The organism is Aneurinibacillus thermoaerophilus (assembly GCF_019603355.1).
Taxonomy (GTDB): Bacteria; Bacillota; Bacilli; order Aneurinibacillales; family Aneurinibacillaceae; genus Aneurinibacillus; species Aneurinibacillus thermoaerophilus.
Genome location: NZ_CP080764.1, coordinates 2793279 through 2818951 on the forward strand (window position 1 = coordinate 2793279; position 25673 = coordinate 2818951).

Here is a 25673-nt window from a genome sequence, read left to right on the forward strand (position 1 = left end):
TCTCTTCCTACCTTCCTTGCTTATCGTTTTTAGTAATTTCCTGGACTTTTGCTATAACTTTGTCAAAAGCCACTTCCTGCTGATCGCCTGTCTCCATGTTTTTGAGAACGACGATATCCCGCGAAAGTTCATCCTCTCCTATGATAACCACAACTTTCGCCTGCAAACGATCTGCCGCTTTCATCTGAGCCTTCATCTTCCGACCCAAGTAATCCTTATCAGCAGTAAGCCCTTGACGGCGCATCTCGTTCAAAAGCAGAAACGCCTTCTCCTCCGCTGCTTCCCCAAGGCCAATGACAAAGCAATCCAGTCCTTGGTCAATTGGAAGTTCTACGCCTTGGGTTTTCAACGCGAGCAGCACCCGCTCAATACTCATAGCAAAACCGATTCCTGGCATATCGTTGCCGCCGATTTCCTGCACAAGGCCGTTGTAACGTCCGCCACCGCAGATGGTGCTGACGGCGCCGATGCCGCGTTCCATAATCTCAAACGCAGTGTGTGTATAATAGTCAAGACCACGTACCAGATTCGGATTGACTACATATGCGATTCCTAAATCATCCAGATGCTTTTTCACTTTCTCGAAATACGACTTGGATGCTTCATTTAAATAATCAAGAATAGTAGGCGCCGTTTTCATTACTTCTTTGTCCGCATCTTTTTTGCAATCAAGAATACGCAGTGGATTACGCGTAAGGCGCGACTGACAATCGGAACAAAACTCATGGATGTGTGGCGTAAAGTGTTTGATGAGCGCTTCACGGTGCGCTTTGCGGCTTTCCGCGTCACCCAAGCTGTTGAGTTCAACGTGCAGTTTTTTCAGGCCGAGTTCTTCGTACAATCGCATTGCCAGCGCAATGACCTCCGCGTCAATCGCTGGATCATTGCTGCCAATCGCTTCGACACCAAACTGCGTAAACTGGCGCATCCGGCCCGCCTGCGGGCGCTCGTAACGGAACATGGGTCCTATGTAATATAGTTTTGTTGGTTGCTGCGGGGAGCCATACATTTTGTGTTCAATGTAAGCGCGTACCGTCGAAGCGGTCCCCTCCGGGCGCAAGGTTAGACTGCGGCCGCCTCGGTCTTCAAACGTGTACATTTCCTTTTCCACAATGTCCGTCGTCTCGCCGACACCGCGCTGAAACAGCTCAGTATGTTCAAAAACCGGCGTTCTAATTTCCGAATAATTGTAACGACGACAAATGTCTCGCGCCTTATCTTCAATATACTGCCACAGTTCGATCTCGCCAGGCAGAACATCAGCTGTTCCTCGTGGAACCTGGATCATCATTGGCCCTCCTTAAAAATTAAAAATGTATAAACATGGAAGAAGAATGAGCGGTTCGACGATTGCATCCGACCTTTTTTCTCCTGTCTCCTTCCACATTAAAAAATCTCCCGCCACTGACACAGTTGTCAGGGACGAGAGATTGCTATTTATTCCCGTGGTACCACCCTGCTTGGATATATAAATATCCCGCTCTATATCCCGTAACGCGGGAACACGCCATGTGTTTGTTTCCACAAGGTCTTCCGGGTTGTCGTTCATCAAGAGCTGTCGGGAATGCTTCCAGCCTCTGACATTCCTCTCTGTGCGGCAGTACTTCCTGACTACTTTGTGCCCTTCATCAGATCAATATCATTTTGTCACAATTGTTTTTTATATTACTTATTTCGACAGTGTTTGTCAAGAGTGGGGGATTATACTCCTGTCTTGATTCCAAACAAATCATCAAGAACTTTGATTTTGGCTTCAGTGTAATGTTTGTAGTTTTCGTTGTAAGCTTTCGGCTCTTTCGGATTGGCAAAGCGGGAAATAGCCCCGGTCATAGGATGAACCCATTTGCTGGCCGCGCCACATCCCAGACCGATAATGGTTTGCATTTCTTCCATGATCATAATATTGTACAGGCTTTCCTGACCCGGCTTTGCGTAACCAACATTCTCCAAATTCCCAAGGATATTTTTCTGGCGATAAAGGTAGTATGGTACATAGCCGCGCGCTTTCGTCCATTCCTCCGCCCGCTTCATCATCTCCTGGATTTCTTCGCGGCTTGCGACTTTGTATTTTTCTTTATTGCGTGTCATTTCCGAAGCGCGCTTAAAGGATAACGTATGCACCGTCACCGACTCCGGCATTAGCTTCTCCGTTTCCGCAAGCGTATGTTCAAATTCAGTCACACCTTCGCCAGGCAAACCGATAATCAAATCCATGTTGATATTGTTCATCCCAGCTTCGCGTGCGAGGCGGAACTTATCGATCGTTTCCTGCACCGTGTGGTGACGCCCGATAGCTTTCAGTGTTTCTTCAATATACGATTGCGGATTGATGCTAATACGGTCAATCTTCCATTTTTTCAGCACTTCCAGCTTTTCTAGCGTAATTGTGTCCGGGCGGCCCGCCTCCACCGTAAGCTCTCGTACTTTATCCATATGAGGGAAAGAAGCGTACATTTCTTCATATAGCCTATCCATCTCTTCGGCGGTAATGCTTGTTGGCGTCCCCCCTCCGAAATAAATCGTTGTAATTTTCATATCATGCTCTTTTAGCCAGCGTCCGATCTCGCGCATTTCATAATGTAATCCGCCGAGAAAGGAGTCAACAGAGCCCTGCTTTCCGCTAATCGCATAGGCTGGAAACGTGCAATACGCACATTTGGTCGGGCAAAACGGAATGCCGATATAAATGCTGACTTCTCCCCGCAAATGATACAAGTCAGGCACCATCGTCAACTGGCGGTCAACGATTTGTTGCATAAGATCAATTTTTTCCTGGCGAATCAAAAAATCCTCGCGCAACTCACGGTGCGCTTGCTCACGCGGTACATTTCGCTGAACTTTGCGATGCAACAGCTTCGTTGGCCGGATTCCGGTGAGAATGCCCCAGGGCTGTTCAATACCCGTATAGCGTTCCAACACGTCAAGCAGCGGGTGGCTTATCACCTGCTTGGCCTGTTTTCGCCATTCTTTATCCTCCTGACAATACGAAATCCGGCGCAAATACGATGCTTCATATACCTTTCCGCTCCGCTTTTCCGTCAGGCGGGCATGCGCGTACAGTTCCTGTTCCCCTGTAAGCGTAAGCTCGATATTTACATCCGGCGTTCTATCTTCCGCACTTATTCCAAACCAAATCTGTGCTTCTTCAAAAAACAGTTGAACAATATGTTCTAACGGCTGGCGGAATAATTCCGCCGCACCTACTACCTGTATAATCATGAAATAACTCCTTTATCAGCACTTTCCGTTAAGAGGGTAGCGAACGAGAAGAACAGGGGGGACTTTCGACAATCAAGGTAACCGGTCCATCATTGATAAGAGCTACTTCCATCATTGCTCCAAAGATACCGGTCTCGACCTTCAATCCCTGCTCACGAAGCTTCTCATTAAAAAAATCATACAGCGGTTGCGCCTGCTCAGGTCGAGCTGCTTCCACAAAGCTGGGGCGACGTCCTTTGCGCGTATCGCCATACAGCGTAAACTGCGAAACGGAAAGAATCGCCCCGCACACATCTTTTACCGAGCGGTTCATCTTTCCGTTCTCATCCTCAAAAATGCGCAAATTGGCGATTTTTTCCGCGACATACTCCGCATCTTTCTTCGTATCATTATGCGTAATGCCAACCAAAAGAACAAGCCCGCTGTCAATTTTGCCGATCATCTTATGATTTACTGTAACGGATGCTCGTTTGGAACGTTGAACAACTACTCGCATTGTGTGCCAGTCCTTTCTACGTATTCATTACACGACGAACGGAATACACATCGCGAATTTTCTTGATCCGCTCCACTACCTTGTGAAGATGATCTAAATTCTGGATGGAAATCGTCATATTGATTTTCGCCACACGATTTTTATCCGATTTGCCAGAAACGGCCGTAATCCTCGTCTTCATATCAGCTACCGTCGCCAGCACTTCATTCAACAAACCGCTTCGGTCATGACCGGTAATTTCGATGTCCACATTGTACTCATGTTTAAGATCGGCGTCCCATTCAACCGAAATAAGGCGCGCCCTATCTTCTTCACTACAGGCTTGAATATTCAAGCAATCCTGGCGATGGACAGAAACTCCGCGACCACGCGTAATAAACCCAACAATGTCATCACCTGGTACGGGATTACAGCAGCGCGAAAAACGGATCAGCAGATTATCGACACCTTTTACGCTTACTCCCTGATCCGGACGCTTGCGCGGCGCATCCTGCTTAATCTCGGTTACGTTGGATTGCTGTTCTTCTCGCTCTTTACGAATTCTGTCCGTCAGACGGGTAGCGATTTGCGCCGCTGTAATGCCACCGTATCCAACCGCGGCAAACATATCTTCTTCACCCTGAAAGTTAAACTTGTTCGCTACCTCCTGCAAATTTTCCGCAGTCATGATCTCTTTCGGTTCATAGTTATTTTTCTTCAGTTCATTTTCTACCATTTCACGGCCTTTTGCCACGTTTTCTTCCCGTTTTTCCTTCTTGAACCACTGCTTAATTTTGTTGCGGGCGTGGGAAGACTTCGTAATCTTCAACCAATCGCGGCTCGGCCCATAGCTATGCTTCGAAGTAAGAACTTCGACGATATCTCCTGTCTTCAGCTCATGATCAAGCGGAACAATTTTGCCATTGACCTTGGCACCAATCGTCCTGTTGCCGACTTCAGAGTGAATGCGGTAGGCAAAATCGAGCGGAACAGAGCCTTTTGGTAATTCGATGACATCCCCTTTTGGCGTAAAAACAAATACGTGATCGGCAAACAAGTCCATTTTCAATGACTCCATGAACTCTTGCGCATCTCTCGTCTCATTCTGCCATTCTAAAATTTGACGGAACCAAGACAGCTTCCGCTCAAAACTGTTCTCATCCCCGACTGTTTTTCCTTCCTTATAGGCCCAGTGAGCGGCAATACCGTACTCGGCAATCCTATGCATCTCATATGTGCGGATTTGCACTTCCAGCGGTTCACCATTAGGCCCGATAACCGTCGTATGGAGCGACTGGTACATATTCGCTTTTGGCATGGCAATGTAATCTTTAAATCGGCCTGGCATCGGCTTCCACAGCGTATGAACGATCCCAAGCGCTGCGTAACAATCGCGTATATCATCCACAATAATTCGAACGGCCAGCAAGTCATAAATTTCGTTAAATTCTTTGTTTTGCTTAACCATCTTACGATAGATGCTATAAATATGTTTAGGGCGTCCGGAAATCTCCGACTTGATATTAATTTCCTTCAGCTTCTCTTCAAGTGTCTTGATAACACCTTCAATATACTTCTCCCGTTCAGCCCGTTTCTTTTTCATTAAATTGACAATTCGATAATATTGCTGCGGATTGATGTAGCGTAAGCCCGTGTCCTCCATCTCCCATTTAATGGAAGCGATTCCAAGTCGATGTGCCAGCGGTGCAAAAATTTCTAGTGTCTCATCCGAAATCTGGCGCTGTTTCGCTTCCGGAAGATGCTTAAGCGTCCGCATATTGTGCAACCTGTCTGCCAGCTTAATTAGCATGACACGCAAGTCTTTCGCCATAGCGAGGAACATTTTCCGGTGGTTTTCCGCCTGCTGCTGCTCTTTTGATTTGAACTTAATCCGTCCAAGCTTCGTAACGCCTTCAACCAGATTTGCCACTTCCGTCCCAAATTCTTCGGCAATCTGTTCGCTCGTTACTTCCGTATCCTCTACCACATCATGCAAAAACGCGGCGGCCACCGTAACCGCATCCATCTGCAAATTAATCAGAATGCCGGCTACTGCAATCGGATGGATAATATATGGTTCTCCTGATTTCCGCACCTGCCCGTCATGGGCTTTACGCGCGAATTCATAAGCCTTCCAAAGAAATTCGACATCTTTTTCCGGTAAATACGCCTTTGCTTTTTCTATGACTTGATCGATCGCGCTCTCAATCGTCGTTTCGGTGCTCATGACATTAATCTCCTTTGTCACTCCCCTAGAATATTACCTTTTATTATCTGTGAATTACATGGGAAAGTAAAGAGGAAGGAAAAAATCCTTCCTTGTCATGTGTGAGGAAGGATGTTTGTCTGCATCGCGAAAGGGTCGCAAAATCAATACTGTATCAATGTAAAGATATCGTGTTCATCACCAAGTTTCTCGCGGCCGTTCAAATACGTAAGTTCGATCAGGAAAGCAAAGCCAACGATTTCGCCGCCAAGCTGCTTAACAAGGTTAAGCGTCGTTTGAATTGTCCCGCCGGTAGCAAGCAAATCATCAGCAATAAGTACACGCTGCCCAGGTTGAATAGCGTCTTTGTGCATCGCAAGCGCATCTTTTCCATATTCGAGGGAGTACTCCGCCTGGACGGTTTCACAAGGCAGTTTCCCCTTTTTGCGAACCGGCACAAATCCGGCTCCAAGTTGAATGGCAAGCGGACAACCTACAACAAAGCCGCGCGCTTCCGGCCCTACAATAAGATCCGGCTTTTTCTCACGTGCAAATTCGGCCAATTTTTCAATGGCAGCTTTGTAAGCCGGGCCATCTTTTAAAAGTGTCGTAATATCCTTAAAGCGAATGCCTTCATGTGGATAGTCCGGAATGACCCGAATTTTTTCTTTAAAGTCCATGATACATCTTCTCCTTTGTCCCGGCGTCCTGTAGCACCAATTGCTTCAAAAACGCACGCAATGATTGATATGAAGAATATAACAGCTCGGTTTCAAGTTCCAGGGCTTCTTTCTTCCGCTGGTAAACGCGGGATTCGGTCAGATCCCGCTTTTCCGTTTTTTTCACTAGCTCGTACACTTCTCCGTCGTCGGAAAGAAAACCAAGCTCAAGAAAAACTTCCAGAATGAAAGACACAGCCGACGGCATAAGCTTCTTCGCTTTGGCAAGCAACGGAATGTCTTTATGCGCCAGTTTTTTATGCTGATAAACCGCCTTATACACTTCTTTAAACTGCTCACGCGAAGGCAAAGCAGGCAAAGAATCCGGCTCCTCCCCGAACAGACAATACAGCCGCTCCAAGGTCGAACAAGCGTTCAGAACTTCTTTCAGCTCAGCGAAAGAACGCGGCAAATCATATAGCACAAGCTGGCGCGTCCCTGGCTTCGGCTCAAGATAAAGCGTGCGCCAAGAAGCGGATTGCCGCTCTAGCTGTTCCTGTCCGCGCGGCCGAAACGCGACGACACGTGCACGCACCTCCCCGTCCAAGGCTTTTAACTTATCCGCCTTACCGCGCGTACCGCGCCAATCGAAGATCTGCATTCCCGGTATGGCCAAATCTTTCAAAATAAACTGGACTCTGCGCTGGTTATTCCATTCATTCACCGCCAGTTCGCCCACAATATTTGCTTCATCACGAAGCGACAGGTCGGCGCTAATATCGGCCATTTTAAAACCGATTCCATCCAGCGTGACACCATCTTGATGGAACTGGCATTTGATGTGGTTCCCATCTTTGCCGATGATGCGCAGATCCACAATTTCTACGTCTTCGATCAAAATGCGAGGGCTGGGATTGCCAACACCGAACGGAGCAAGCCGCTCCAGCTGCTCAATCGTCTCCAGATTCGCGTCAGCAAGCCGGCATACAGCGTCCACTTTGGTAATCGGAATGTAATCTTCTTTCGTTAGCCAATCTCGCGCCAATTCGTTTAAACGACGGCGCAATTCTGGTACATCGGAAACCGCGAGCGTCATCCCCGCTGCCATTGGATGGCCGCCGTAATGCGGCAAAATATCATCGCATTCTGTGAGTGCTTCATACATATTAAAGCCGGCAATACTGCGTGCCGACCCTTTTGCCTTGTTTTCGTCCGCCTTGACGCTAAGCACGATCGCTGGACGGTAAAACTTTTCTACAAGCCTAGAAGCGACGATGCCGATCACGCCCTCGTTCCATCCTTCCTTCGCCACGACTAGTACATTCGTTTCTTCCTCCGGCATCGCAAGCACTAGCTGCTCCGCCTCCGCTGCAATCGCTTCCACCAGATCCTGTCGCTCTTTGTTTAGCATGTCCAGCTCATATGCGTATTTTTCGGCATCTTCCGGATTGTTCGTAATAAACATTTTGACCGCTCGATCCGCCGTTTCCAGCCGTCCACTTGCGTTAATGCGCGGACCTATACCGAATCCGACGTGATAAGCAGAAACTTTGCCTTCGATACCGCACACCTTCTTCAACGCCTGAATGCCAGGATTAGCAGAATGCTCAAGCGCTTTTAGACCCAGTTTAGAAATAAGGCGGTTTTCATCAACAAGCGGAACGAGGTCAGCAATCGTTCCAATGGCGGCAATTTCGAGCAAGTGATACGGAAACTCGCCGAGCAAAGCGTGTGCAAATTTAAAAGCGACTCCAGCTCCGGCCAGCATTTTAAACGGATACGGACAACCGGGCTTCTTCGGATTAATTACCGCGTACGCATCCGGCAGCACCTCAGGTGGCTCATGATGGTCAGTAATAATCAGATCAAGGCCGAGTTCTTTCGCGAGTTCCGCCTCTTTTACCGCGCTGATTCCCGTGTCGACCGTCAGCACAACCGCAAACCCATTTTCCGCTGCTTTCGTAAGTGCCCCCTCATTCAATCCGTACCCTTCTGTAAACCGGTTTGGGATATAATATTGAAACGTCGCGCCCGCCATACGCATCGTGTGAATCATAATACTGGTGCTGGTCACGCCGTCTGCGTCATAGTCGCCGTAAATCAAAATCGTTTCTCCCGCTTCAATCGCTTCCTTCACACGGGTGACAGCTATGTCCATTCCGTCCAACAAAAAAGGATCATAAAAGTCGTGCACGCTGCCACCCAGGAATTTTTCAGCCTCTTCCAACGTACAAATACCTCGTCCAACAAGAAGTTGGGCAATTAGCGGTGGAATATGTAATCGCTGCTGCAAGCGCAGTGCAAGCTCTTGATCAATTTCTTCTATTTTCCAGCGGGTCTTAGATTTTACCAACGTCTTTCCCCACCTCCCTCTAAACACTTGTTCATTATACTAGAGGGGGGAAAAATTGGGCAACTGCCGTTTAATGCAAAATCGAACCTTCGTGTTCATTTGTTTCCGTTTTGTAAAAGGGGATACGTTGCAGATCGTCTTCAAGGGTGCGCGCATACGGGTTGACATGTACAAATACATTCTGCATATTCGAAAAATTCTCCAGTAATGCTTTTTTTACATGTTTTCCGATACGGCGCCCTTCTTCTACCGTAATATTGTCATCCAGGCTAATTTTCACATCCACAATCACATAATGACATTTCAGTGTATCCTTTTATAGCAGGAGCTGTTAAATCACCATAAATATACTTATGGCCGTTCGGCTCGTCCCATACAATTTGATCAATATATAGAACTGTAACAGGCGGCGCGGAGTCAAATGCACTAATGCCAGATAGCTGCACTTCTTGTTTTGCTTCTTTTTCTACTTTCGTGCGCATTTCTTCCTTGATTTTAATTGATTCCTCCGGTGTTATCTGTTTAATTTCCAAGTTCGGATACTTCTTCTTTGTATCTTTTTCAAAATGTTCAACTACTGACAACTCCTTATCAGTCTTTTTTTCCGCTTGTGTAGCAGCTTGGATAATACCAGAGATGCTGAAACACATTAAAGTTGCAAGAATGGAAAGCTTAAACTTTTTCTTCATCTTTTATCTACCAAAAATGGTTTGATATGGATTTAAAAAACCATTATATAACATTTTATTGTAGATTAAAGTAAAAAAATGCAAATCAATTATTTGAATTTATCCGATATTATTAGTGGTAAGAAAAGCAATTAAATAAAGGAGTTATAAAATGGATACAGGATTCCTAAAAAGTCGTTCTGATTTAGAAATGAGATCTGGTTACTTTTTTCTTCGCGCTTTCTATGGATATAAGGGAAAATATCAAGATTTTAAGGATGCAATGTTAAATACGAAAGAACCCATAAATCCAGATAACGTTAAGCAAGTATCTACAGCAGATGCAAACTGGAAGCGTTCAAACGGAACTAGCGAACTGTTTGTTCAAGTAGAAGAAAGAGCCGGGGAGTTAGGTTTGTTGGATGAAAAAGCGTACCAACAAACAATGGAACGTCTTCAGCAACGTTCCAAGAAGTATGCGTATATGTCTATTGAAGGACGAGGCATAAGTCAAAGCTTCAATCTTTCTCAAGCTTTCACTAATAGCAAATGGCGCACTGTTTCTGACTTGTACGAACGTAACATGTTTTAAGATAATCTTTACGGTGGACTCCCCACCACTTAGCTATCGCTTGAAGTGGGGGCTTCTTGGGTAATACCTGCCAACGCAGATACGTTTAGCAATTTACCAAGCTAACCCCGTTGTCCCAACGGTTCAGAAAAAGGAAATATGATCATGTTTCATAAGAGAACCGTTCCTTTGGTGGTTGTTGTTTCGTCACTTCAATTTTGCCAAATGGAGCGATTCTCTTTTATATTTAAAAAAGAGAGGGCGAACCCTCAAAGGAAATTTTTAGTTCCTTTTGGGTCACCCTCTTTTTTCTATCTCCCTGTAGTATGGCTGGTCTTACGCTTCATTATTAGCAGGCGCCAATTTTTTCTTTTTCTTCAATTCGCGCTCTTTTAGCGATACCCAAATCTGGCTGGCGATAAAGATAGATGAGTACGCCCCGAATACAAGGCCGATAATCAAAGCAAGCGTAAACGAACGGATGCTTTCGCCGCCGAAAATGAAGAGGGCAATCGCGCATACAAGCACGGTCAGAACCGTATTGATAGAACGTGTGAGCGTCTGACGAATACTGAGATTCACCATGTCCTCAATGTCCTGAATCTTTTTGATTTTTGTCTTCTTCAAATTATCGCGGATGCGGTCAAAAATAACGATCGTGTCATTAATCGAATAACCAACAATCGTCAAAATCGCCGCAATGAAAGGCAAGTCCACTTCGATGTGGAACAGGCTGAAAATCGTAATAACAAGAAACGCGTCGTGCAACAACGCGAGGACAGCCGCAAAAGCAAACTTAAACTCAAAGCGTATGGTAATATAGATAATAATCCCTATGGAAGCGATAAGCACCGCATACAGCGCGGAACGCGCCAGCTCACGGCTAACCATAGAGTCAACTGTACTCTGTTGCAGATCGACATGTTTTCCGTATTTGCTCTGCATCGCTTTGGTTAGCTTCGCATAGTCCTCTTTCGTAATCGGGTCCGCAAACTGAATGACCGCAATGTCCCGATTGTCACCGGCGGTCGTAACACTGCCCGGCTTCAATCCAAGCTGCTCCGCGTCCTTTTTGATCTGCTCCTCAGAAAACGTCTTGCCGACGTGCACCTGAACGCGCGAACCGCCCTTAAAGTCGACGCCGAGATTCATCCCCATCGTCAAAAGCGAAACCACGCCGATGAGAACCAAGATAAGCGAAACAATAAAGTAATATTTTCGGTTTTTCACGAAATCAAAATTAGAGTTCACGGATGTCACGCTCCCTTACCCCGAAATACGCCGGTTTTTTGAACAGATTGGAACGTACCACCAAGTTCAGCAGGAGCCGACTTCCCACCACTGATGTAAGCATGCTCATCACGATACTCAGAATCAGGATGACGGCAAAGCCTTTTACCGAACTAGAACCAAACTGGAACAACACAAGCGCTGCGATAATGGTCGTAATGTTCGCGTCGAGAATCGTGCTCAACGAACGCTGGGAGCCTACCCTAAGCGCCGACAGAATCGTTTTGCCGCTGCGCAGCTCTTCCTTGATGCGCTCATACATGATAATATTGGCGTCCACCGCCATGCCGACCCCAAGAATAAACGCCGCGATTCCCGGCAGCGTCAGCGTAACGTCCATCAAGTTCTGCACGAGCAGCAAAAGAAACATATAAGCAGAAATCATGATGCAGGCGATAACGCCCGGCAGACGATATACTGCCAGCATAAAAATGTATACAAGGGCGATTCCGATAACCCCGGCTTTAATTCCGTTCTGCAATGATTGAGTGCCCAGCTTCGCGCCAACGCTTGTCGAGAACACTTCTTTCATTTTTACCGGCAGCGCGCCCGCATTCAGCAAAGCAGCCAAATTTTTCGCTTCCTGTATGCTTTCCTGACCGTCAATCTGAGCGCTTCCGTTCGGGATCACTTCGCGGATGGTAGGCGCAGTCAGCATTTTTTCGTCAAGATAAATCCCCATCGGCTGTCCCACATACTTCTGCGTAACTTCAGCGAATTTTTTCGCGTCTTTAAACTGCAGAGTAACAACCGGTTGCTGTGTCTGAGGATCCAATACACCTTTAGCCCCGTTCTCTGCAAGATCCGATCCTTTCATCAGGATATGACCCTGCATGTCACGGAATGTCAAATTGGCAGGCTTACCAATTACGTTGCGCGCTTGCTCCTGATCATGCACACCGGCCAACTTAACGCGAATCCGATTCGTCCCCTCCACCGTAATCTCAGGCTCGGTTACACCAAGTACATTGACGCGTCTCTCGATTGCAGAAACCGCATCTTTCACCGTCTGCTGCGTCATTTTGGCACCCGGTTCAAGCGGAGACACTTCGTATAAGATTTCAAATCCTCCGCGCAAATCGAGACCGAGCGTAGTGCTTTTCGCCACTTTTTCCCCATACACTCCAATCACGCCGAAAACAAGCAGCGTAATAAGGAGAAAAGTGACGATCCGACTCCAATTAATCATTAGCCGTACTTCCTCCTTTTTCAACCAATACACTCTATTATAGTCGCCCTTATTTTTTACTGTCAATTTAAGGTCCAATGGAAAATAAGACAGCTGACAGACAAGCTCGTCTTTTAGTCCCCGCATCATACGTAAGAACAAAAAGAAAAACGAGCGCATATGACAAATATCAATACGGCTCGTTTTTCTTTTACGCATAAATAAGCGATTGGTTTCTTAAATAGACTGTTACAAATCATTCCACTTTCTTCAAGTCGATTGCTAGCGGTTCTTCCCGATAGGCGCGCATCGTCATCCAATTCATCCAGAGACCGGGTTTTAGTGACAAAATATCGTTGACAATTTTATAAAGCGGGGGCATTTCCTTATATTTCTCTGATACACACTCCCAAATTTCCTCTATTGTAATATCCTCATAGCCGAGCATGGCGAACTCCTGTGCCTTGATTTCGCATACATAAGCCAACTGTTCGTCAAGCGGATAGTTTGCCATTTCACAAAGCCTCCTGTTCTTACAAGTTAGTTTAAGGCATGTTTGCACAGGGTACATGCATATGCTGTCAACAAATACGCATGAGAAAAGTGAGGGCATAGGATGACGAAACAAACGTTTATCAAAGGAACGATAATTCTTGTTCTCGCCGGCCTGATTGTAAAAGTATTGGGCTTCATCAACCGCATTATGCTGGCCCGCATCATTGGCGCAGAAGGGCTTGGCCTATACCAGATGGCGGTACCAACGCTAATTCTTATTATTTCGCTCGCGACATTCGGCCTGAACGTTTCGGTGTCCAAGCTGGTTGCCGAAGCGGACGCGCGGGGCGAAAGCGGAAAAGTCCGCTCCATTCTGCAAATTTCGCTCGTTATCGTTTCAATACTTAGCCTGATATTTACTGCTGTCATGACTATCGGCGCTTCCATTATCTCGCGTTACTTTCTTACGGATGAACGAGCGTTTTACCCGCTGATCGCCATCGCTCCCATCGTTCCGCTTGTCGCTGTCTCCTCCGTATTGCGCGGGTACTTCCAGGGCAAACAAAACATGGTACCAACAGCCAGTTCGCAAGTGGTTGAACAAATCGTTCGCATGTTTACGGTTATTATTCTTGCTTCTTGGCTTATGCCGCGCGGCGTTGAATATGCGGCGGCCGGCGCGATGGTGGGCGTGGTTATCGGGGAAGGATGCGGAATGTTGAGCCTGCTCTTGCAATTTCGCAGGCAACGTCTACCGCGGATTTTCCAGCAGCGCAGCCTGTCCGAAACGTTGGAGCGGAACCGCGGAACATTCCGCAGTCTGCTCGATATTTCCGTTCCGGTAACCACAAGCCGGATTGTGTCTTCCCTTACGTTTTTTATCGAACCAATTATCGTGGCGCAAAGCTTGATGCTCGCCGGCATTTCAGCCAGCGCCGCAACCAGCTTTTACGGGCAATTGGCTGGAATGGCGATTCCTCTCTTAATTTTTCCGACATTTATTACGTATTCGCTCTCGGTTTCGCTTGTTCCTGCCGTCGCGGAAGCGGCAGCGCAAAAAAACGATCAGCTTATCCACCGCCGCATCTATCAGTCGATAAGGCTGGCGCTTGTCATCAGCGCCCCATGCGCCGCCCTGCTTTACGTATTTGCCGAACCGCTTGCTTCTTTGCTGTATCATGACGAAAAAGTCGGACATTTCCTTAAACTGATGGCCCCTTACTCGATTTTCCTGTACTTTCAGGCACCGCTTCAGGCTGCGTTACAAGGGCTTGATTACGCAGGAGTAGCCATGCGAAACACCATTATCGGGGCATTATTAAAAACAGCGGCCATCTTCCTGCTCGCTTCCCGTCCGGAATTCGGATTCGACGGGGTGGTTCTGTCGGTGAATATCAGTATTTTATCGGTGACATTGCTCCATTTCTTCAGCCTTAGCAAAGTAACAGGCTTTACAGTCGAGATAAAAGATTTGCTAAAAGTTATTGTCAGTGTAGTGCTGGCAAGTTACGCCGCGCTACATATGACGCGTCACTGGTCACACGTAATGGAACTTTGGCAAGCGATACTGCTCGGAACCGGACTTGCTCTTATTGTTTATGCGCTTCTTCTCGTCTGGCTCAAAGTGCTCGGTAAACAGGACGTCGAACGCATTCCGTGGATCGGCCCGGCGCTCGCCCACTTCCTGTCTAAACGATAAGCGGTTCAAGCAAAAGCGCAGAAGCGTCCACAACTGTCTCCATCCTTGAACGCGATCCGAATGCTTTACGGACGCCGCTTTTGCTAAGAAGAATGGGATATGGATGAACAGGCTGATTTCGCTACAACCAGCGCTTGCGCTTAAAATAGAGAAGCATAAGAGCAATAACCGTAAACAATATCCCCATAATCGCCCAGAAACTGTAAGGCGAATCCTGTCCAGGCAAATGGACATTCATACCCATAAGACCAGTAATAAAAGTGAGCGGCATCATAATGGTGGAAATAATGGTAAGAATCTGCATCGTTTCAGTCGTTTTGGCGCTAACGATCGAATAATACGTATCGAGCGCACCGTTTACGAGATCGCGGGACGTCTCTGCGGAATCCACAAGCCGTTCAAGATGGTCCACCAAGTCAATATAGAATGGAATATTTTCTTCATTAATTTTGAATAGCATAGTTCCGTTCACCGGTGCGAAAATCCGTTTTTGCGGCAAAATTACGCGACGAATCAGGATAATGGTACGCTTTAGGGCCAGGAACTCTTCCGTAATGGCTTCCATCTGATGCTCATACATCTCATCTTCTAACTCATCAATCCGCGCGCTAATCCGATCCATAATCGGAAAATACTCGTCAGTAATACCGTCTACAATGGAATACAGGAGAAAATCCGGGCCTCGATTCATGTATTTTTTGCTGTGCAGACTAACAGCTGCAATCCGCCCAATACTTGGCATTGGCTTCTTATGAATCGTAACAATATAGTTAGAACCTAAAAACACATTTAATTCAAGCGTCGTAATTTCATTATCGCTCTCTTCGTTATACCTCAACGCATGAATGACGAAAAAATAATAGTTTTCATAGTCATCTACTTTCGCGCGGGGACTTACATGTAAACAGTCTTCGATCGCCAGCGGGTGAAAGTTGAAAATATCGGCCACATATTGTAGTTCATCATTGCCTACATCATACAGATCAATCCACAGCAAATCTTCCGGCGAACGAAGAAAACTATGCACCTGGCTTAAATCGACATCATGGTGCATCGTTTGTTGTGAATGATTATAAAAATATGTTTTAATCACGGATTTTCACCCCCTGAAATGCAATGCAAAAAGCATTGTGCAGTTGTTTTCATTTTACCATCATTCGAAAAATTCTTCCGTGTTTTCAGATGGAATTTATAGAGGAAGCGGGTAGATCTGCTAAGCATAATCCGTCCATTTCGTTCATAGGATTTGTACAAAAAAGCGAGGTGTGTCCGATGTTGAAAATAAGTCAAGTAAAGCTTCCAGTAGTAGCCGGCTTCATCTATACGTTTGTCATTGTATTCATCGGTGCTGTCCTTTTTTCACTTATTCTTGCGTTTACTGGCACGCGCGAAGCTTCCCTTCCCACCTTTGTTTACGCGGTAAATGGCCTGGCATTGTTTTTCGGCGGTTTTGTATCCGGCAAGCGCGGAGGCGAAAAAGGCTGGTACTATGGTGGAATGACAGGACTATTTTATTACCTTTTCGTGCTTCTGCTCAGCTTCCTTGGTTTTGACGCCAAATTCGGCGTAAGTCACCTCTACTCTCTTCTTCTTTCCTTCCTTATAGCCGCTATTGGAGGCATTATCGGAGTAAATATAACAAAGAGGTAAAAAAAAGCGGGAGCATGAGCGCTTCCCGCTTTCTTTACTATTGCGACTTCTGCACGCTTTCGCCGATGACGGACTGTACCGCCATCTTTTCAAACGTCAGCTTATGGCCGCCGGCATTGATTACGATTGTATTGTTTTCATCGTTGATTAAATCAATCGTGCCGTGCAATCCACCAATTGTGACAACACGATCCCCTTTTTTCAGGGCGGCCAGCATCGCATTTCGCTGCTTCTGGCGCTTTTGATTCGGACGAATCAAAAGAAAATAAAAGATAGCAAACAATACAACCCACAAAATTACTTGCTGCATACCCGCACTCATGGTATTCCTCCTTTTTTCATTACTTATATTCTTGCCAGTCCACGTTTTTTCCTAAAACGTTTTCTTTATTATTTTAAAAAAAAACATAGAACTAGGCGGGCTTCATATACCAAAAATTCTAGAATCCTCGCGTCTCTGTGATGCCATACTTCGCAAAAAACTCGTCCCGGAAATCACGCAGACGATCTTCCATAATCGCCTGACGTACCTGCTTCATCAAGTTTAGCAGGAAGTACAGGTTATGATATGTTGTCAGACGTACGCCGAGAATCTCATCACAACGGATAAGATGACGAATATACGCGCGCGTATAATTACGACAGGTGTAGCAATCGCAATTCGGATCAAGCGGCGTAAAATCGCGCGCATACTTAGCATTGCGAATGACCAGGCGACCTTCGCTTGTCATACACGTACCATTGCGCGCAATACGTGTCGGTAACACGCAGTCGAACATATCGATCCCTCGCATTGCCCCTTCGATCAAAGCATCCGGAGAACCAACACCCATCAAATAGCGCGGCTTATTCGCTGGAAGAAGCGGCACCGTATAATCCAATACTTCATACATCAACTGGTGGGGCTCGCCCACGCTTAACCCGCCAATCGCATAACCCGGAAAGTCAAGGGACGTGATGTCGCGTGCGCTCTGCTCGCGCAAATCACGATACATACCGCCCTGCACAATTCCGAACAGCGCCTGATCATGCGGTCGCTTATGCGCTTTTAAGCAACGTTCTGCCCAACGGGTCGTTCGCTCCATAGAAGGCCTGACATATTCTCTCTCAGCCGGATATGGCGCACATTCATCAAATGCCATAATAATATCCGCACCCAGCGCATTTTGAATTTCGGTCGCTTTTTCCGGGCTAATGAACAGCTTTTCGCCGCTTAAATGCGAACGGAACGCTACACCTTCTTCGTCGATCTCACGCAGATTGCTTAAGCTAAATACCTGAAAGCCACCACTATCGGTCAAAATGGCCCGATCCCAATTCATAAACGAATGGAGTCCGCCCGCTTCCGCCACCAACTCATGTCCGGGACGTAGAAAAAGATGGTACGTATTACTCAGAATAATCTGTGCGTTCATCTCTTTCAGCTCTTCTGGCGTCATTGTTTTCACTGTGGCCAGCGTGCCTACCGGCATAAAAACCGGCGTATCTATCGTTCCGTGTGGTGTGTGCAGTTTCCCGAGCCGCGCTCCCGTCTGCTTGCATGTTTTAATCAATTCATAGCGTACTGCCAATGTTATGTCCTCCTACTTCTTACAAAATCAGCATCGCATCACCAAAACTGAAGAAACGATATTTCAGACGAATGGCTTCTTCATAGGCGCGAAGAATATTTTCACGTCCCGCAAGTGCGCTTACAAGCATGACAAGAGTTGACTTTGGCAGGTGAAAGTTTGTCACAAGTCCATCAATGACGCTGAACGTATAGCCGGGATAAATAAAAATATTTGTCCAGCCTTCTTCTGCGACCAGCTTTCCGCCATGCTTTTTGCCGATGGTCTCCAGCGTGCGGCAGGAAGTAGTCCCTACGGCTACAATACGTCCGCCACGCGCTTTGGTTTCATTAATAATGCGAGCATTTTCCTCATTCAGCATATAATATTCGCTGTGCATCTCGTGCTCTTCCACCGTTTCCGCCATGACCGGCCGGAACGTTCCAAGCCCAACATGAAGCGTCAAAAACGCAAGATTTATCCCCATCGCCTTCAGCTCTGCCAAATACTCTTTCGTAAAATGAAGGCCCGCCGTCGGCGCCGCTGCAGAACCACGATGCTTGGCATATACGGTCTGATACCGCTCGCTATCATTCAACTGCGCTTTAATGTACGGAGGCAGCGGCATTTCTCCTAATTGATCCAGAAGCTCGTTGAAAATCCCTTTATATTCGAAACGAATCATTCGCCCGCCCACTTCCGTACTATCCAAGCATTCGGCCGTAAGTAAGCCATCGCCGAAGAGAATACGCGTGCCGGGTTTGACCCTTTTCCCCGGTTTTACAAGCGTCTCCCAACAATCATCACCAAGCGGTTTAAGCAACAGCACCTCAATATGGGCACCTGTTCCTTCTTTCACGCCAAAAAGCCGGGCAGGAATTACCCTCGTATCATTTAACACGAGGGTATCGCCGGCTTTTAAATATCCCTTCAAATCGGTGAATTGTCGGTGCTCAACTGCTCCTGTCTGCTTGTTCAGCACAAGCAGTCTGGAAGCGGTTCTCTCCGGAAGCGGATTCTGCGCGATAAGTTCTTCTGGTAAATAAAAATCGAAATCGTTGACGTTCACGGCCTATCCCTCAGCTTTATTTTAAATCATCAGTATAACGTCCTCTATCATACCGATTTTTTCCCTTATGTGCAAGGAATAGACATAAAACTGTTAATTTCCTGCTTCATAATTTTCGCTAATTTGTGCGGGAGCATAATAAAATTGTAAAATGTCCTGATAGTTCATTCCTTCTTTGGCCATTTGTCTTGCTCCCCATTGACTCATGCCAACACCATGGCCCCAACCGCTTCCAATAAACGTAACTGAAACCGGTTTGACTGCCGGATCGCTACTTCCCTGATCGAGCGTTTTTTTCTGATCGGCCCCTTGCAACACAAGCCCAGAACCAGCGACTGTTTTTTCCGTGGTTCCGTTTGTTATTGTTAATGAACCTATGTCTTTGCGCTCGGTAGTCACCCCATTGTAAGCGGACAGCAACTCTTTTGGCGAAACAGGCGCATTATAATTGACCTGTACATGATACAATGAACTTTTCAGGCCCAGCACGGAACGCGCCTCATCTTTGGTCAAGTGTACCGTACCTTTATCGCCTTCAATCATCAAATCAGCGATACGTCCAGAGGGATACGTTTGCTTTACTTCTACCTTTTTTATCGTACCAATCGCAGGCGTGCGATTTTTAAGTTTTTCCTGCAACTGGGCAATGGTCATCGTCTCCTGCCAATTTTTATACGGCGAAATTTTGGCGTCATACGGATCAGGCTTGGCTGTTAAGTACGGTGCGCCTTTAGAGTTTTTCCACACATTCTCCGGTGCTTCGCTATGTCCGCCGTTGCTAGACGCATATAACGCTTCGATTAATTCGCCATTATATGAAAGAACTTGACCTCTCGTCTCTTCTACTGCGGCGTTGGAATTCGGATGCTCAATCGAGACTCCCTGGTACGCCTGATATTGAGTCGTATCGTTAATAGCCGCACCGTGCTTTGCTATCATTTGGCGCATAGCATACGTACGGGCAGCAACCGCTTGCGCTTTCAGCGCTTCCCGCTCCCAGGAAGCGCTCATCTCTCGCGGAACAACACCTTTTAAATAGTTTTCCATTCCAAGCTCGTTAATAGGAATAATGCGGGGCTTCGTTCCTTTATATCCAAGCTGAAATTCCATGGCTCCGCGGTACTTGAAGCTCTTACTCTTTCCCTGCACTTGTATGATTGAATTTTTCGCTTCCTGTATTACCGGAACAGCCCGAATTGTGCTCTGCCCTTGCAGAAGCGGCACAGGCAAACCAATTGACCCGTATTGGTATAAACTAAGCGTTCCATTTTCGATTTGTACAAAATACTTCTGCCCTGCTAGCAACATAACATTCGGGTGGTTCTCTATGATATAATTGCTTTCTATCGTAAATGAAAGATTCGTTAACGCTTCCTCACTTCCTGACGCAAACGGAGTCACCAATTCTACTCTCACCGTTGGTTCGTCCATCGCTTGCGCTTGGCCGGAAAACGGCAACAGCAAACCTATACTCAAAACTACCGAAAATACTTTCCCCAGTTTCATCTTTCTCGCAACCTTTCTCCTCTATCCACCTGATTTGATATTTTAACAATTGTACACTGGGCATTCGTGCCACAATTCTATTCTATCAACTTTAATTAAATTAGACGTCCAAAAAGAAAGAAAGTCGCCCAAAGTTTACTAAGAAAAATCCAAAGTCTATACCAAATTTTGCGCCTGGCGAATTCTCTATGTAGTAAAATATGAATATCAAATAACCAGATTCTCTTATAAATGGGGATTTCTCGCTTCCATACTAGCTACATTAACCGCAAACTCTTCCGTTTCCTCTGACAAAAGCTGAGAGAACTCGACCCGCTCAGCTCGGCTCTCTATCACTTTCACCGCTCGCTGCATTAAATCTTGAGAGGAAATCTCCCGTCCAATTAGTTCGGATAACGAAGCGACTGTCTCCGGGCGGACAAAAGGAAACGTATCATTTGGACATGCCGCTTTATCATAAAAGCCCCGAACCAGCTCGGCTCTCGCACTGCCGCTTCCATCGGCCAGCAAAAACGCCTGCACAGCTACCGCGCCCCGTCTTCGACGCTGCGCCAGTCCACCGAATTTTCGCCCATCAATGCTTACGTCAAAATCACCCGGACAGTAAGAGCCAGCAACTTCTCCCGTCTCTACTCGCACGCCATAAGGTTCTAGCATGAGGCGAATAAACTCTGCCATTGTCCGGTAGCCAGCGTGAATATCGGCAAATGCATCTTCAGCGGGAAGGATAAGCGACAAATTCAAAACGCCAGCGTCCAGCACAACCGCTGCGCCTCCAGAGTTACGTACGATAGGCAAATATCCTTTTTCCTTCAGATAAGCCAGTCCTTCTCGGATGCCGCTTAATTTATAGTCCACGTTTCCCAGCACGACATTATTATGATGCACCCAGCCACGCATCACCGCCGGACTATGTCGCAGGCGAACTGATGTGCACAACGTATCATCCATCGCAAAGGAATACAACGCATGAAAAGACGGATGGGTTTTCGTCTGATCAATAATCCGCCATTCGGTATGGCCGAACAAACCGCTTTCCTGTTTCATTATTTTTATCCCCTTCATAATATTGAATGCCGATCTATCAAGCTATATTTATATACGATACCTCTTACTTTACAGGAATCTATCCATCGTTTGCAATCCATAATAAATAGCGGACGATGGTTAACTGAAGCATCATTGTATATTGACATTTATCTTGTTTTTCCTTATATTTAGCTAGGTAATTAATTAGTGATAAGGGGTTTTTTGTGTTATGAATGTATACGGCCACCGCATCAATCAGGCAGCCAGACATTTTGTTAAAAAGTTGAATGAACACCTTGCTCCACTCGATTTATATAATGCCCAATGGGCCGTTATCCTTCGTTTACGGGAAAACGGAACATCTACGCAAGTTGAACTATGCAACGAGCTGTGTGTAGAACCGCCCACGATGACGCGTACGCTTGCCCGCATGGAACAGGGGGGATGGATTACCCGTGAAGAAGGAACAGACAGACGTGAACGAAAAGTGAAATTGTCGCAGAAAGCGTATGAAATGCTTCCCGTCTTGGAAAAAGCGTCCGAAATGGTAGAAACGCAGGCACTCAAAGGAATTAAGGAAGAAGATTTAAGGATATTCACCTGTGTGTTGGAGCAAATGGTAAAAAACTTAAATGAAAAATAAAAAGGATGGGAGAGAAGGAGGGTTGTCAACATGAACCAACACCAAAAAGCGGGCAGGTATCTGACACGGTTCATCTTGTTTATCGCGGGCCTGTTCATTCTTTCGCTAGGTGTCGTCATAATGATGCAGGCAGGTTTGGGGGTTAACTCTTGGGATGTGCTGCACATCGGTCTTACACAAATGACGTCATTATCCATGGGTACATGGGTGCAAATCGTCGGCATTATTGTTATCGCGCTTACCTGCTATCTAGAACGTAAATTTCCTTCTGTCGGCACCGTACTCAATATTGTCCTTATCGGTTTCTTTATCAATTGGATTTTGTCCCTGCATATCATTACCTCTCTGCACAATTTCTGGCTTAATCTCATTATGCTTATTTTCGGAATTGTGCTTATGGGATTTGGCGCAGGCATGTATGTCGCTTCCGGCCTTGGTGCCGGCCCGAGGGACGGTCTTACGCTAGTACTGTCCGACCGCCTCGGCTGGTCCATTAGCCGCGTGCGCACAATGCTGGAAGGCATCGCCCTTTTTCTTGGCTGGCTGGTGCACGGCCCTATCTTTATCGGCACTCTACTTTCAGTATTTCTCATCGGCCCGGTCATGCAGGTTTCCCTGCTCTTCTGGCGCAAGCAATTGGTGCCGTCGGTCGCTAAACCGACCAAACTTCAGAAAGTGGCGTCGATTAAGGCTGCGGCACGCCGCTCATGAGAAAAACTCGCGGGTGTTTCCTTGTTTACTCACGAAGAAAAAGCCACGAGCCATCGAAGATGAGGGCTCGTGGCTTTCGTCTATCAACGAAACAGCCGGAACAAATAAAACAGAAGCGAAAGCACGATACTCAGAACGATACTGGTCATTACCGGGAAATAAAAGCGGAAATTTTCTTTTTCTATCACGATATCGCCCGGCAAACGCCCCAAATTCAGAAAACGTCCTCCTACTTGCCAAAGAAAACCAAGAACAATCAATACAACTCCAACAACAATCAGCATTTTCGCCACTGGATTCATACGCCCGGCACCTCCTTGCCGAAATACTGGTACGCGAGCGGCGTTGCCACGCGCCCGCGCGGTGTGCGCTGCAAAAAACCGATCTGCATCAAATAAGGTTCGCACACATCTTCAATCGTCTCCGCTTCTTCACTCACAGTGGCCGCCAATGTATCCAGCCCAACCGGGCCTCCCCCGAACAAGTCTATAATAGATAACAGCAATTTATGATCAATCTCGTCCAGTCCTAACCGATCCACTTGAATACGTTCCAGCGCTTCGCAGGCCAACTCGCCGGTAATCACTCCATCGCCCTGAACCTGGGCAAAATCGCGCACCCGCTTCAAAAGGCGGTTCGCAATCCTTGGCGTACCGCGAGAGCGCCGTGCGATTTCCTCCGCTCCTTCTCCGCGAATTTCGACGCCGAAAATCTCCGCCGCCCGCATCACAATGTATGTGAGTTCATCTACGGCATAATACTCCAGACGACTCACTACACCAAATCGGTCGCGCAGTGGCGCGGACAGCATTCCGGCTCGAGTCGTAGCCCCCACCAACGTAAATGGTGGGAGGTCAAGACGCACCGATTTTGCCCCTGGTCCTTTCCCAATGACAATGTCCAGCGCAAAATCCTCCATTGCCGGATACAGCACTTCCTCTACGCTGCGCGGCAGACGGTGAATCTCATCGATGAACAATACGTCCCCCGGCGCAAGACCAGTCAGAATCGCCGCCAAATCGCCAGGGCGCTCAATCGCTGGACCTGATGTCGTTCGCAAATTGACTCCCAGCTCGTTGGCAATAATCGCGGACAATGTTGTTTTCCCAAGCCCCGGCGGGCCGTACAACAACACATGGTCAAGCGCCTCATTCCGAAGCTTAGCCGCTTCAATAAATACTTTCAGATTCTCCTTAATCTGCTTCTGGCCGATATATTCGGCCAGATACCGGGGACGAAGGCTGAATTCTATGTTGTATTCTTCCATATCGTGCGCATGGGCAGATATGATTCGCTCTTCCATACTATCTCCCCCCTTATGTTGTCAAAAAGAATTGCAAAGCACGCTTTACGATTTTATCGGTAGAAGCCAAATCAGCCCCTTCTTTCTCCAGCTTTTTCATCGCTTTCTGAATTTCCGCCTGACTGTAGCCAAGCGCGGCGAGCGCCTCCATCGCTTCCTGCTTCGGCTCATCAAATGCATGAAGCAGTGTTGGCTGATCCGTTGCCTCCAGCCGATCAGCCACTTTCAGCGCCGTTTGTTCTACGTTTGACATCGCCTTCAGCTTGTCTTTCAAATCGAGAATAATACGCTGGGCCGTCTTTTTGCCGATACCAGGAAAACGCGTCAAAAATCCGATATCCTCACGGGCCACAGCGGCGATAATTTGCTCAGGCGTTCCGGCTGACACCATCGCCAACGCTCCCTTCGGTCCAATGCCAGAGACGTCGAGCAGCTTGCGGAACAAATCGCGCTCACCCCGCGTCGGGAACCCGTAGAGATGCATCGCATCCTCGCGCACATAATGGTGCGTATAGACACGCACCTGCCTTGTTTCTCCCTCTCTATATTGAAAAGGATTCCCCGAAAATATACGGTAGCCAATACCATGGGAGACGATTACAATTGAATCAGCTTCCACATAGGCGACCTGTCCCTCAATAAAATCAATCATGTCATTTTCCCCCTGCTTTTGCCATAAACCTGATTCTTTTATTTTACACTATCTTAAAAAAGGCGAACATGTATTTTACATAAGAAAAAGAGGCGAAGCCTCCTGTTTCGCCCCTTTTTCTTCTCTAATGCGCATGCACCGCTGTCTCTTTTTCTTCGTTCGTAAACTCACTGTACGTTGAGATGATAGAATTATATTCCGCCGCATTGGAAATATGAATCCCTTTGCGCAACAGATCCAATTCCTCTGGCGGAAGGCTGGATTCCAGCTTTTTCGTATCCAGTTGGAAAAATGTCTGGATAATTTGACCTTTCTCCGGGAGTCCATCAAATAAGGTCAGCTCCCCATTTTCATTGATGCCGAAATAAGCGTGTTCCTTGCAGCGTGGAGAAAGATCATTAATTTTCTTCTCGAATGTGTATACATTGCGGTCGCGGGAAACAAAATCCCAGTCATGATAGCGCTGAAGCAATTCCTCCGAAGAGGATACTGTTTCCCGGTGCGTTTCTTTTTCCGTCTCACCGCAAATGTATTCTCGCTTCAGCACAACATCGACGGTTTGCGTTGATGCTTCATTCCCTTTTAGTTCTTGAATCTTATTGTATAAATACCATGTTCCACTGCTTATAACGGTGATGAACAAAAGCGATAAAGCCAGCAGTGTTCTCCAATGTTTCGGCAATTGTTTGCGGACCATCCTTACCCCTTCTTTTCAGGACGAACTTTTTATTCCCTAGCATTTCCAATCTGTAGAAAT

At 46.8% G+C, this 25673-nt stretch carries 25 protein-coding genes, 1 pseudogene and 1 other annotated feature; of the genes and pseudogenes, 5 read left to right on the plus strand and 21 right to left on the minus strand.

The features are described 5' to 3' along the window. Positions 1-7 precede the first annotated feature (7 nt). From hisS to K3F53_RS14530, 8 genes and pseudogenes are all read right to left on the minus strand, one after another. A complete protein-coding gene (gene hisS / locus K3F53_RS14495; protein WP_057897939.1) occupies positions 8-1291 on the minus strand; it encodes a histidine--tRNA ligase in 1284 nt (427 codons plus the stop codon). Between the two features lie 124 nt (positions 1292-1415). Then, positions 1416-1638, minus strand: a binding site (T-box leader). Positions 1639-1701: 63 nt separating this feature from the next. Beyond that, the gene (locus K3F53_RS14500; protein WP_057897937.1) at positions 1702-3219 is read right to left on the minus strand and encodes a coproporphyrinogen III oxidase; all 1518 of its coding nucleotides are present in this window, start codon (positions 3217-3219) and stop codon (positions 1702-1704) included. A gap of 28 nt (positions 3220-3247) precedes the next feature. Then, positions 3248-3715, minus strand: a complete 468-nt coding sequence (gene dtd, locus K3F53_RS14505) for a D-aminoacyl-tRNA deacylase (RefSeq protein ID WP_057897936.1) — start codon at positions 3713-3715, stop codon at positions 3248-3250. Between the two features lie 16 nt (positions 3716-3731). Next, positions 3732-5921, minus strand: a complete 2190-nt coding sequence (locus K3F53_RS14510; protein WP_057897935.1) for a RelA/SpoT family protein — start codon at positions 5919-5921, stop codon at positions 3732-3734. A gap of 143 nt (positions 5922-6064) precedes the next feature. Then, on the minus strand, positions 6065-6580 hold the full coding sequence (locus K3F53_RS14515; RefSeq protein ID WP_057897934.1) for an adenine phosphoribosyltransferase: 516 nt from the start codon (positions 6578-6580) through the stop codon (positions 6065-6067). Continuing rightward, a complete protein-coding gene (gene recJ, locus K3F53_RS14520; protein ID WP_220559072.1) occupies positions 6570-8912 on the minus strand; it encodes a single-stranded-DNA-specific exonuclease RecJ in 2343 nt (780 codons plus the stop codon). Before recJ ends, K3F53_RS14515 begins: the two co-directional genes overlap by 11 nt. A 70-nt stretch (positions 8913-8982) precedes the next feature. Next, a pseudogene (locus tag K3F53_RS14525) lies at positions 8983-9210 on the minus strand (cation transporter dimerization domain-containing protein); the annotation flags it as partial. Then, complete coding sequence (locus K3F53_RS14530; protein ID WP_057897931.1) at positions 9182-9601, minus strand: hypothetical protein; 420 nt, start codon at positions 9599-9601, stop codon at positions 9182-9184. The gene K3F53_RS14530 and the pseudogene K3F53_RS14525, both read right to left, overlap by 29 nt. A gap of 151 nt (positions 9602-9752) precedes the next feature. On the opposite strand from K3F53_RS14530, the gene K3F53_RS14535 reads away from it, so the two are divergent. Further along, a complete protein-coding gene (locus K3F53_RS14535; RefSeq protein ID WP_057897930.1) occupies positions 9753-10172 on the plus strand; it encodes a hypothetical protein in 420 nt (139 codons plus the stop codon). Positions 10173-10487: 315 nt separating this feature from the next. On the opposite strand, the gene secF is transcribed toward K3F53_RS14535, so the two are convergent. The 3 genes from secF to K3F53_RS14550 all read right to left on the minus strand — a co-directional run bounded on the left by secF (position 10488) and on the right by K3F53_RS14550 (position 13123). Beyond that, positions 10488-11402, minus strand: coding sequence for a protein translocase subunit SecF (gene secF / locus K3F53_RS14540; RefSeq protein WP_082705889.1), 915 nt, complete (start codon positions 11400-11402; stop codon positions 10488-10490). After that, entirely contained in the window at positions 11392-12630 is a 1239-nt protein-coding gene (gene secD / locus K3F53_RS14545; protein WP_082705888.1) for a protein translocase subunit SecD, read from the minus strand. The genes secF and secD overlap by 11 nt, the downstream gene beginning before the upstream one ends. Before the next feature lie 235 nt (positions 12631-12865). After that, positions 12866-13123, minus strand: coding sequence for a post-transcriptional regulator (locus tag K3F53_RS14550; protein WP_057897929.1), 258 nt, complete (start codon positions 13121-13123; stop codon positions 12866-12868). Positions 13124-13225: 102 nt separating this feature from the next. On the opposite strand from K3F53_RS14550, the gene spoVB reads away from it, so the two are divergent. Continuing rightward, positions 13226-14803, plus strand: coding sequence for a stage V sporulation protein B (spoVB, locus tag K3F53_RS14555; protein WP_057897928.1), 1578 nt, complete (start codon positions 13226-13228; stop codon positions 14801-14803). A gap of 121 nt (positions 14804-14924) precedes the next feature. On the opposite strand, the gene corA is transcribed toward spoVB, so the two are convergent. After that, complete coding sequence (gene corA, locus K3F53_RS14560; RefSeq protein ID WP_057897927.1) at positions 14925-15896, minus strand: magnesium/cobalt transporter CorA; 972 nt, start codon at positions 15894-15896, stop codon at positions 14925-14927. Between the two features lie 179 nt (positions 15897-16075). Between corA and K3F53_RS14565 the strand changes: the two genes are divergently transcribed. Then, positions 16076-16453, plus strand: a complete 378-nt coding sequence (locus K3F53_RS14565) for a TIGR04086 family membrane protein (protein ID WP_057897926.1) — start codon at positions 16076-16078, stop codon at positions 16451-16453. Between the two features lie 37 nt (positions 16454-16490). Here the strand turns inward: K3F53_RS14565 and yajC are convergent, their stop codons facing one another. The 5 genes from yajC to K3F53_RS14590 all read right to left on the minus strand — a co-directional run bounded on the left by yajC (position 16491) and on the right by K3F53_RS14590 (position 21625). After that, a complete protein-coding gene (gene yajC, locus K3F53_RS14570) occupies positions 16491-16775 on the minus strand; it encodes a preprotein translocase subunit YajC (RefSeq protein ID WP_057897925.1) in 285 nt (94 codons plus the stop codon). Between the two features lie 118 nt (positions 16776-16893). Beyond that, the gene (gene tgt, locus K3F53_RS14575; protein ID WP_057897924.1) at positions 16894-18024 is read right to left on the minus strand and encodes a tRNA guanosine(34) transglycosylase Tgt; all 1131 of its coding nucleotides are present in this window, start codon (positions 18022-18024) and stop codon (positions 16894-16896) included. 19 nt (positions 18025-18043) lie between these two features. Beyond that, positions 18044-19072: a tRNA preQ1(34) S-adenosylmethionine ribosyltransferase-isomerase QueA gene (queA, locus tag K3F53_RS14580; protein WP_057897923.1), complete on the minus strand. Its 1029-nt coding sequence runs from the start codon at positions 19070-19072 to the stop codon at positions 18044-18046. Positions 19073-19165: 93 nt separating this feature from the next. Then, positions 19166-20578, minus strand: a complete 1413-nt coding sequence (locus K3F53_RS14585; protein ID WP_220559073.1) for a SpoIID/LytB domain-containing protein — start codon at positions 20576-20578, stop codon at positions 19166-19168. Positions 20579-20803: 225 nt separating this feature from the next. Further along, on the minus strand, positions 20804-21625 hold the full coding sequence (locus tag K3F53_RS14590) for a lipoate--protein ligase family protein (RefSeq protein WP_057897921.1): 822 nt from the start codon (positions 21623-21625) through the stop codon (positions 20804-20806). A 211-nt stretch (positions 21626-21836) separates the two neighbouring features. Between K3F53_RS14590 and K3F53_RS14595 the strand changes: the two genes are divergently transcribed. Together K3F53_RS14595 and K3F53_RS14600 are read left to right on the plus strand one after the other, a co-directional pair. After that, on the plus strand, positions 21837-22250 hold the full coding sequence (locus K3F53_RS14595) for a MarR family winged helix-turn-helix transcriptional regulator (protein WP_057897920.1): 414 nt from the start codon (positions 21837-21839) through the stop codon (positions 22248-22250). Positions 22251-22280: 30 nt separating this feature from the next. Then, positions 22281-22961 carry a YczE/YyaS/YitT family protein gene (locus K3F53_RS14600; RefSeq protein ID WP_057897919.1) on the plus strand — a complete coding sequence of 227 codons (681 nt, stop codon included), beginning with the start codon at positions 22281-22283 and terminating at the stop codon, positions 22959-22961. A gap of 83 nt (positions 22962-23044) precedes the next feature. Here K3F53_RS14600 and K3F53_RS14605 read toward each other — a convergent pair whose 3' ends face one another. The 4 genes from K3F53_RS14605 to K3F53_RS14620 all read right to left on the minus strand — a co-directional run bounded on the left by K3F53_RS14605 (position 23045) and on the right by K3F53_RS14620 (position 25613). Next, positions 23045-23263, minus strand: a complete 219-nt coding sequence (locus K3F53_RS14605) for a DUF2905 domain-containing protein (RefSeq protein WP_057897918.1) — start codon at positions 23261-23263, stop codon at positions 23045-23047. After that, positions 23260-24264, minus strand: a complete 1005-nt coding sequence (gene ruvB / locus K3F53_RS14610; RefSeq protein ID WP_057897917.1) for a Holliday junction branch migration DNA helicase RuvB — start codon at positions 24262-24264, stop codon at positions 23260-23262. Before ruvB ends, K3F53_RS14605 begins: the two co-directional genes overlap by 4 nt. A 13-nt stretch (positions 24265-24277) precedes the next feature. Further along, positions 24278-24916 carry a Holliday junction branch migration protein RuvA gene (gene ruvA, locus K3F53_RS14615; RefSeq protein ID WP_057897916.1) on the minus strand — a complete coding sequence of 213 codons (639 nt, stop codon included), beginning with the start codon at positions 24914-24916 and terminating at the stop codon, positions 24278-24280. Between the two features lie 124 nt (positions 24917-25040). Further along, positions 25041-25613: a BofC C-terminal domain-containing protein gene (locus tag K3F53_RS14620; RefSeq protein ID WP_057897915.1), complete on the minus strand. Its 573-nt coding sequence runs from the start codon at positions 25611-25613 to the stop codon at positions 25041-25043. Positions 25614-25673: the final 60 nt, after the last annotated feature.